The sequence below is a fragment of the Agromyces seonyuensis genome (genome assembly GCF_009789225.1).
Classification (GTDB): domain Bacteria; phylum Actinomycetota; class Actinomycetes; order Actinomycetales; family Microbacteriaceae; genus Agromyces; species Agromyces seonyuensis.
Window position 1 is genome coordinate 24,319 of the sequence record NZ_WSTA01000037.1, and the last position, 9,177, is coordinate 33,495.

Consider the following 9,177-nt stretch of genomic DNA (forward strand, 5'->3'; position numbering starts at 1 on the left):
GTGCCGCCTCGGCGCCCACCCCGGACCTCATCGCTTGCCGAGGAGCGTCAGCACCGCGAGCACGCGGCGGTGCGCATCGGGCGACTCCTCGAGGTCGAGCTTCTGCATGATGTTGCGCACGTGCGACTCGACGGTCTTGATGCCGAGGAAGAGCTCCTGCGAGATGCCCGAGTTCGACAGCCCGGAGGCCATGAGCTCGAGCACGACGCGCTCGCGCTTCGTGAGCCGTTGCAGCGGGTCGTCGGCGCGCGTGCGGGAGACGAGGGCCTCGACGACCTCGGGGTCGACGATGGACCCGCCCGCGGCCACGGTCTCGACGGCGCGCACGAGGGTGAGCGGCTCGCTGACACGCTCCTTCAGCAGGTAGCCCGTGCCCGCGCCGGACTCCATGACGCGCATCGCGTACTCCGGGGTCGCGTACATCGACAGGAGCAGCACGCCCATGCGGGAGCCGCCGGCGCGCAGCGTCTCGAGCGCGGCGACGCCCTCGTCGGTGTGGGTCGGCGGCATCCGGATGTCGATGATCGCCGCGTCGAGCTCGTGCTCGGCGGCGGCCTCGAGCAGTTCGTCCGCCGTGCCCACCGACGCGACGACGTCGATGCCGCCCGAGGCGAGCACCTTCTCGATGCCGGCGCGCAGCAGCAGGGCGTCGTCCGCCACGGCCACTCGCAGCCGTTCCGGTTCGCTCACCGGTGCCTCCAGTCGGGATTTCCAGGGGACGACGGGGTTCCCGGTTCCCCGCGACGCTGATGCTCCGTGCCGAACCTCGGTGCATCGGCTGAACTTTACTCGCCCGCCACCGCTCATGGCGGTTTCACCGGACCCGACACCCGCGCCCCAGTTCGGGGGACGCCGCCGGGCGGACGCGGACAGGTGCCGGGTGCGGGCGGCGGATCCCGCCGCCCGCACCCGGGCCGACTACACGAGCGAGTCGCGCCAGGCCGCGTGGAGCCGGGCGAACCGGCCCGTGCCGCCGATGAGCTCGTCCGGCGAGCCGTCCTCCACGATGATGCCGCGCTCCATCACGAGCACCCGGTCGGCGATCGCGACGGTCGAGAGCCGGTGGGCGATGATGATCGCCGTCCGGTCGGCCAGGAGCGTCTGCAACGCGTCCTGCACCGCGCGTTCGCTCGGGATGTCGAGCGAGGACGTCGCCTCGTCGAGGATGAGCACCGCCGGGTCGGCGAGGAACGCGCGCGCGAACGAGATGAGCTGCCGCTGGCCCGCGGAGACCCGCCCGCCGCGCTTGTTCACGTCGGTGTCGTAGCCGTTCGGGAGGCCCTCGATGAACTCGTGGGCGCCGACCGCCTTCGCCGCCGCCACGATCTCCTCGAACGTCGCGTCGGGTCGGCCCAGCGCGATGTTGTCGGCGACCGATCCCGAGAACAGGTACGACTCCTGCGTGACCATGACGATCGCGCGGCGCAGGTCCTTCGGGTGGAGCCGGCGCAGGTCGACCCCGTCGAGCTCGACCGCGCCGTGCGTGGGGTCGTAGAACCGCGACACCAGCTTGGCCAGTGTCGTCTTGCCCGCACCGGTGGACCCGACGAGCGCGATCGTCTGCCCCGCGGGGATGTCGAGGTCGAACCTCGGCAGCACCGGACGCCCCTCGACGTAGCCGAACTCGACCTCGTCGAACCGCACGCGACCGTTCGCCTTCCAGAGGTCGACCGGGTCGGCCGGGTCCGGCACGCTCGGTTCCTCCTCGAGCACGCCCGAGATCTTCTCGAGCGCCGACGCGGCGGACTGGTACGAGTTGTAGAACATCGCCATGTCCGCGATCGGGTCGAAGAACCGCTTCGTGTAGAGCACCGCCGCCAGCAGCGAGCCGATCGCCAGTCCGCCGTCGACGACGCGGTAGCCGCCGACGAGCAGCACGGTCGCGATGGCCGCGTTGGCGATGAGGAGCAGCGCGGGGTCGAAGACGCCGAACAGGTTGACGACCTTCGCGTTGACGTCGCGGTAGTCCTCGACGAGCCCGCCGAACTCGCGTTCGTTGCGGCGCTCGGCGCGGAACGCCTTGACCGCCCGGATGCCCGTCATCGACTCGACGAACTTCACGATGAGCTTCGCCGAGGCCACGCGCGAGACGCGATAGAGCCGCTGCGAGCGCACCTGGAACCAGCGGGTGAGGATCGCGAGCGGCACGAGGGCGACGAGCAGCACGATGCCCGACGCCCAGTCCAGCAGCACGAGCGCGACCGCCGTGAACACCATGTAGAGCACGCCGCGGACCAGCTGGTTGAGTCCGGAGTCGAGCAGTTCCTTGATGGAGTCGAGGTCGCTCGTCTGCCGGGAGATGATGCGGCCCGACGTGTACGACTCGTGGAACTCGAGGCTCAGCTTCTGCGTGTGCAGGAAGACGCGCTTGCGCAGGTCGATGAGCACGGCCTGGCTGATGCGCGCGGCCAGCCGGATGTACCACGCGATGAGGGCCGCGCCGACGGCGCCCGCTGCGATGTAGGCGGCCACCGCCCACCCGATCGGGAACCAGTCCTGGGACAGGAGCGCCGGGATGCCCGTGTTGATGCCGTAGGCGATGAGCGCGGGGCCCGCCACCTGCAGCGCGGTCGAGACGACGATGACCGCCGCGGTCAGCGCGAGCATCCCCCGCACCGGCACGACGAGCGAGCCGAGCAGGCGCTGCGATCGGCGACGGATCTGCCGCGACTCGGCCTTCGTGTAGTCGTTGCGCTCTTCTCCCTGGACGCCGATGACGCTCATCGGTCCCCCTCCGTTCCCTGGGTGCCGGACGCCGAAGCCTCCGCGAAGTCGGCCGCCTCCGGCACGACCGTGATGATGCCCGTGTCGGTCCGCTCGCGGCGGGCCTCCTCCTCGAGGCTGGAGATGACGAATCGGTAGTGCGCACTCGCGCGCAGCAGCTCCGCGTGGGTGCCGACCGCCGTGACGCGGCCGTCCTCGAGCAGCGCGACCCGGTCGGCCAGTGCGACCGTCGAGGGGCGGTGGGCGACGATGAGCGCCGTCGTCCCGGTGCCCGTGCCGTCCGCGCCGCCGCCCTGGAGCACGCGCCGCAGCGCGTCCTCGACGAGCGCCTCCGTCTCGACGTCGAGCGCCGAGAGGGGGTCGTCGAGCACGAGCACGGCGGGCTTGGCCGCGACGGCGCGCGCGAGCGCGAGCCGCTGCCTCTGACCGCCGGAGAGGCTCATGCCCTCCTCGCCGACCTTCGTGTCGACGCCCTCGGGCAGGTCGTAGGCGAAGTGCGCCTGCGCGATCGCGAGCGCCTCGGTCAGCACGCGCTCGGCCTCGGCGCGCACGTCGGGGTCGTCGCCGCCCAGCTCCGGCCGGCCGAGCAGCACGTTCTCCCGCACGGATGCGGAGAAGAGGGTCGCGTCCTCGAACGCCATGGCGATGTGCGCGCGCAGCTCCTCGCGCGAGAGCGCGCGGACATCCACGCCGTCGAGCGTCACCGCACCGCCCGTCACGTCGTAGAGGCGCGTGGTGAGCGCGGTGAGCGTCGACTTGCCGGACCCCGTGAGCCCGACGAGCGCCATGGTCTCCCCCGGCACGAGCGTCAGGTCGATGCCGTCGAGCAGGTCGGGCGTGCCCGCCGGAGCATCCGCGTACCGGAAGCGCACGCCCTCGAAGGCGAGCGCCCCCGTGGGGCGATCGAGACGCACGGGCTGCTCGGGGTCGGTGATCGTGTTCTCCTCGTCGATGATCTCGAAGAAGCGGTCGGTCGCCGTGCGGGTGTCGAGCGCGAACGCGAGCAGGAAGCCGATCGACTCGATCGGCCAGGCGAGCACCGTCGCCGTGCCGAAGAACTCGACGAGCTCGCCCGCGCTCAGCTGCCCCTGCGAGGCCAGCCAGACGCCGACCAGCAGGCATGCGCCGAGCGCGATCGCCGGCACGACGAGCAGCCACGCCCAGATGGACGCGTCGAGCCGGGCCTTCTGCAGTTCCGTGCCGCGAAGCTGCTCGGCCTGCGCCGCGAACGTGCGCAGCGCGTGTTTGCCCCGGCCGAAGGCCTTGAGCACGCGGATGCCGTGCACGGACTCCTCGACGGCCGTCGCGAGGTCGCCCGCCTGGTCCTGGCTGCGCCGCGAGAGCGCCGAGTAGCGGCCCTCGAAGCGGAAGCCCGCGAACCACAACGGGATGCACGCGATGAAGAACACGAGGCCGAGCGCCCAGTTGATCGAGATCAGGATGCCCGTGCCGACGAGGATCACGATGAAGTTCACGACGAGCAGGATGAGCCCGAACGCGAGCCACCGGCGGATGAGGCCGAGGTCGCTCACGGCGCGCGAGAGCAGCTGTCCGCTCGGCCAGCGGTCGTGGAAGCCCACCGGCAGGTCCTGCAGCTTCGCGTACAGGTGATTGCGCATGGCCGCCTCGACGTGCGTCGAGGGCGTCAGCACGAACCAGCGGCGCAGCGCGATCATGAGCGCCTCACCCGCGCCGAGGCCGAAGACGAGCAGCGCGGCGGGCAGCACCGCTGCGGCGTCGCCCGTGGAGAGCGGCCCGTCGATGAGGACTTGCAGCACCTGGGGCACGGCGAGGGCGAAGAGGGAGGCCGCGAGCGCGGCGACGGTGCCGGCGATGAGGCGCGGCAGGGCGGGACGCGCGTAGCGGATGAGGCGCGCGAGGGATCGGGGCGTCGAGAGGGTGCTCTCGTCGCCGGTCTGACCGGGACGGTGTTCGGGGTGCATGTCGGCCTTCGGCGTCGACGGCCCGCCGGCGACGACGGCGTGCAGCAGCAGCAGCAGCAGCAGCACGCGATCGTCGGTCGCGTACGGGCGGTGGGCGGATTCGGCGGTCAGGGCCGCCGGAGACGACGTCGCAGGACGTCGGAGACGGGGCACGAGCGCCCCGGTGCATCGGTTCGCACCCGCCGGAGCGGGCGCCTCCCCATCAGTGCGGCAGTGGGCCGCTCGGTCGGAATCCGGCCGGGGAGGCGAGCCGGATGGCGAGGTCCGCGGTCTTCGCGGTCGTCGTCCAGGTGCTCATCGTGTCCTCCTCGTATCGCGGCCATGGTGCGCCCCGCGTCGTGCGCGTGGGAGCCTTTCAGGCTATGGGGTTGCCGCCGATTCGCGCAAGAGCGCGTTTCGGCCGCCTCTCACCGTACCCGCACGCTCAGGCAGGTCACGCATCCCTCGAGCTTCTCGAACTCGGAGATGTCGACCGTGACCACGCGGTAGCCGAGGCTCGAGAGCAGTTCGGCGGTGCGCGGGGCGGCCGCCGACATGAGGAGCGTGTCGTCGGCGACGGCGACCACGGCGACGCCGTGCACCTCGGGCACCGGCAGGAACGACGGGAACAGCGTCGGGTCGGCGATGAGGTCGGGGTGGCCGATGACCGTGCCGTCCGGGAGCGCGGTGACCGCGGACTTCAGGTGCAGGGCCGCGCCGATCGGCACGGCCACGACCCGGAAGCCGTGGGGCGTCAGCAGGGCGCGGAGCTGGTGGATGCCCGCGGCGTTCGTGCGGCTCGACGCGCCGACGTAGACGGTGTCGCCGACCTTCAGGACGTCGCCGCCGTCGAGGGTGCCGGGTGCCTCGATGCGCGCGATCGTGACGCCGGGCAGGGCGGCGACGGCGCGCTCCACGGCCTCGGTCTCGCCACGGCGGCTCTCGGCGCCGGGGCTCGTGATGAGCGCGAGGTCGCCGAACATGACGACCGCGTCCTCGACGAAGACGGAGTCGGCGAGGTCGGGGGCCGCGTCGACCTCGACGAGCTCCCAGCCCTCCGCAACGAGCGCGGCGCAGTAGTTGTCCCACTGCTCGTCGGCCAGGTCCGTGTCGACGGGCATCCGCTCGAGGTGGGTGAGCTCGCCCTCGGCGAGATTGGACGCCGGAATGCGCACGAGCGCGAGCTTGCGCGGCCCGTGCTGCACGCGGGCGTCGAGCACCGCGCGGATGACGCGCCACGACAGGAACACGTACGCGAGCACCGCGGTGACGATGAAGATCAGGTTGATGGAGACGAGCCAGCTCCACATGACGACGAGCGTCGCGCCGTCGAGCGTCAGCCCGCCGCCGAGGAACGTGAGGATCGTCGCGAGCAGCGACGCGAGCACCGCCGAGGCGAGCCCGGTGGGCAGTGCGAGGAACCAGCGCCGCGCGGCGCCGGCCGCGTTGCCGACCGCGAGCAGCACCGTCAGGAACAGGCCCGCCCACGCGAAGTGCCCGCCGACGAGCCCGAACACGCTCGCGTCGGCGCCCTCGCCGATGAAGTACGCGAGCAGCGCCGCCCCGAACGCCGTGAACGCGACCGCGAACGCCGCCGTGAACACCGCCAGAATGCGACGCGCGGGAGTCGGCTCGGGGGTGAAACGGGCAGGGGCGAGCCGACCGGCGCGGGGGGACGTCATCCTGCGAGCCTAGTGCGCGCCCGGCGCCGCCCTCCCCGGAACGCCGGATGCCCCGGGCCGCGGCCCGGGGCATCCTCGACGCTCGTCGATCGAGTCGCGGCTCAGTGGAAGAAGTGGCGCTCGCCCGTGAAGTACATGGTGACGCCGGCGCGCTCGGCCGCCGCGACGACCTCCTCGTCGCGGATCGAGCCGCCCGGCTGCACGACGGCGCGGACGCCGGCCGCGAGCAGGATCTCCAGGCCGTCGGCGAACGGGAAGAAGGCGTCCGAGGCGGCGACCGAGCGGCTCGCCCGCTCGCCCGCCCGCTCGACGGCGAGCTTGCACGAGTCGACGCGGTTGACCTGGCCCATGCCGACGCCGACCGAGGCGCCGCCGTCGGCGAGCAGGATCGCGTTCGATTTCACCGCGCGCACGGCTCGCCAGGCGAACTCGAGGTCGGCGGCCGTGGCCTCGTCGACCGGCTCCCCCGCGGCGAGGGTCCACTCGGCGAACGGGGCGAAGTGCGCGTCGGCGGTCTGCACGAGCAGGCCGCCCGAGATCTGCTTCTGCTCGACGACCGTCGGGGCGAAGCCCTCGGGCAGCTCGAGGATGCGCAGGTTCTTCTTCGTCTGGAGCAGCGCGAGCGCCTCGGGCTCGAACGCCGGCGCCACGATGACCTCGGTGAAGATGTCCTTGACGGTCTCGGCCATGCCGAGCGTCACAGTGCGGTTCGCGGCGATGACGCCGCCGTAGGCCGAGACCGGGTCGCACTCGTGGGCGCGCAGGTGCGCCGAGGCGATCGGGTCGGTCGCGCCGACCGCGGCCACCGCGATGCCGCACGGGTTCGCGTGCTTGATGATCGCGACGGCCGGCTCGGCGAAGTCGTACGCGCTGCGCACCGCGGCGTCGGCGTCGACGTAGTTGTTGAAGGACATCTCCTTGCCGCCGTGCTGCACGGCCTGCGCGATGCCGGGCGCGCCCGTCGGGCTCGCGTAGACGGCCGCCTGCTGGTGCGAGTTCTCGCCGTAGCGGAGGCCGGCCTCCAGGTCCCAGTTCGCACCGAACCATGCCGGGAAGCCGGCGCCCTCGGCATCCGGCGCCACCTGGCCGCCGAGCCAGGTCGCGACCTGCGTGTCGTAGGAGGCGGTGTGGCGGAACGCGTCGCGCGAGAGCGCGGCCCGCTGCGCGAGGGTCGTGCCGCCCGCGGCGACCGCGGCGATGATCTCGTCGTAGCGGCTCGGCTCGACGACGATCGCGACGTTGGCGAAGTTCTTCGCCGAGGCGCGCACCATCGCGGGGCCGCCGATGTCGATCTGCTCGACGGTGTCGTTCTCGCTCGCGCCCGAGGCGACCGTCGCGGCGAACGGGTAGAGGTTGACGACGACGAGTTCGAACGCTCGGATGCCGCGCTCCGCGAGCTCGGTCTCATGGTGCTCGAGGCGCAGGTCGGCGAGCAGGCCGCCGTGCACGGCCGGGTGGAGCGTCTTGACGCGGCCGTCGAGGATCTCCGGGTAGCCCGTGACCTCCGCGGCCTCCGTGACGGGGTGGCCGGCGTCGCGGATCGTCGCGGCGGTGGAGCCCGTCGAGACGATCTCGACGCCCGCGCCGGCGAGCGCGGCGGCCAGCTCGACCAGGCCGGACTTGTCGCTCACCGAGATGAGCGCCCGGCGGATCTCGACGCGGTCGCGACGGCGGTAGAGGGACGGATCGTGCTTCGGGCCGCTCATGGCGTGGCTCCTCGTTCTCGGTGGTGCGGGACCGGCCCGGATCGGGCCGTCAGGTCTGTTCGAATGGATGCTCCGCCCGCCGGCCGCGCCGAGGGCGACGCGTCAGAGGGTCAGCCGGCCCTCGGCGTAGTCGCGGACGGCGTCGATGAGCAGACGTCGTTCGACGGGCTTGATGCGGTCGTGCAGGCCCGCCTCGGTGTCGCCCGGGTACACGGGCACGCGCTCCTGGGCGATGATCGGGCCGCCGTCGACCGAGTCGTCGACGACGATGAGGCTGGCACCCGTGCGGGTCGCGCCCGCGGCGAGCGCGTCGCGGACGCCGTGCGCGCCGGGGAACTCCGGCAGATAGGCGGGATGGGTGTTCCAGAGTCTCGGCGTGTAGCGCTGCACCACGGCGGAGGGCACGAGCCGCATGAGCCCGGAGAGCACGACGAGGCCCGGCGTCCATACGTCGATCTCGCGGATGAGCGCCTCGCCCCACGCCGCGCGGTCGGCGTAGGCCGTGTACGGGACCGTGAAGACGGGGATGCCGAACTCCTCGCCGAGGGCGAGTCCGTCGGCGTCGCGGTCGGCGCCGATGGCGACGACCCGGGCCGGATAGTCGGCGGAGCGGGCCGCCTCGAGCAGTGCGCGGAGGTTCGAACCGCCGCCGGAGATGAGCACGACGAGTTCCAGCACGGCTTCCAGCCTAACCGAGCCGGGCGAGCTCCCCCGTCCGGGGTGGTTCCGCTCGCCGAGCACGGGCCAATAGGATGCCCGCGAGCCGCGGAGACGCACCCGATCCGCAGACCGCGCGCCGACCCGACTCCCGCCCGAAGGAGGGCCCATGGCGATCACCCTGCGCCGCCGCACCGCACCCGTCACCGTTTCCCGGGTCGACGGCGCCGAGCCCCGTCGCCGGCGTTCCCTCGACCGGATCGTCGGTATCGCCGTCGTCGCCGCGCTCGTCGTCGGCGTCGGCGCCGCCGTCGCCGTCTGGCGGGCCGGCGAAGCGGACGCGGCCCGGCTCGCCGACGTGCAGGAGTTGCGCGGCACCACCCTCCGATCGCAGGCCGAAGCCTGGCTGGCCGCGTGGGAGCCGCTCGCCGCCGCGGGCGGTGCGGACGCCGACGGCGCCGCCTCCAGAACCGAAGAGCACACCAC

Annotated in this window: 7 protein-coding genes; 1 reads left to right on the plus strand and 6 read right to left on the minus strand. The window is 72.6% G+C overall.

Annotated features, from left to right (window positions below; translation table 11 throughout):
* Positions 1–27: 27 nt before the first annotated feature.
* The 6 genes from GB864_RS09630 to purN all read right to left on the minus strand — a co-directional run bounded on the left by GB864_RS09630 (position 28) and on the right by purN (position 8,712).
* Positions 28–690: a response regulator transcription factor gene (locus GB864_RS09630; RefSeq protein WP_336603944.1), complete on the minus strand. Its 663-nt coding sequence runs from the start codon at positions 688–690 to the stop codon at positions 28–30.
* A gap of 228 nt (positions 691–918) precedes the next feature.
* Positions 919–2,724 (minus strand): ABC transporter ATP-binding protein, encoded by a 1,806-nt coding sequence (locus GB864_RS09635; RefSeq protein WP_160424454.1) that lies wholly within the window; start codon positions 2,722–2,724, stop codon positions 919–921.
* Positions 2,721–4,667: an ABC transporter ATP-binding protein gene (locus tag GB864_RS09640; protein WP_160424474.1), complete on the minus strand. Its 1,947-nt coding sequence runs from the start codon at positions 4,665–4,667 to the stop codon at positions 2,721–2,723. Before GB864_RS09640 ends, GB864_RS09635 begins: the two co-directional genes overlap by 4 nt.
* A 407-nt stretch (positions 4,668–5,074) precedes the next feature.
* A complete protein-coding gene (gene ddaH / locus GB864_RS09645) occupies positions 5,075–6,328 on the minus strand; it encodes a dimethylargininase (RefSeq protein WP_160424455.1) in 1,254 nt (417 codons plus the stop codon).
* A 101-nt stretch (positions 6,329–6,429) separates the two neighbouring features.
* The gene (gene purH, locus GB864_RS09650) at positions 6,430–8,034 is read right to left on the minus strand and encodes a bifunctional phosphoribosylaminoimidazolecarboxamide formyltransferase/IMP cyclohydrolase (protein WP_160424458.1); all 1,605 of its coding nucleotides are present in this window, start codon (positions 8,032–8,034) and stop codon (positions 6,430–6,432) included.
* 102 nt (positions 8,035–8,136) lie between these two features.
* The gene (purN, locus tag GB864_RS09655; RefSeq protein WP_160424460.1) at positions 8,137–8,712 is read right to left on the minus strand and encodes a phosphoribosylglycinamide formyltransferase; all 576 of its coding nucleotides are present in this window, start codon (positions 8,710–8,712) and stop codon (positions 8,137–8,139) included.
* A 148-nt stretch (positions 8,713–8,860) separates the two neighbouring features.
* On the opposite strand from purN, the gene GB864_RS09660 reads away from it, so the two are divergent.
* Positions 8,861–9,177, plus strand: a 317-nt coding sequence (locus tag GB864_RS09660) for a hypothetical protein (RefSeq protein ID WP_160424462.1), incomplete at its 3' end; no start/stop codon positions are given.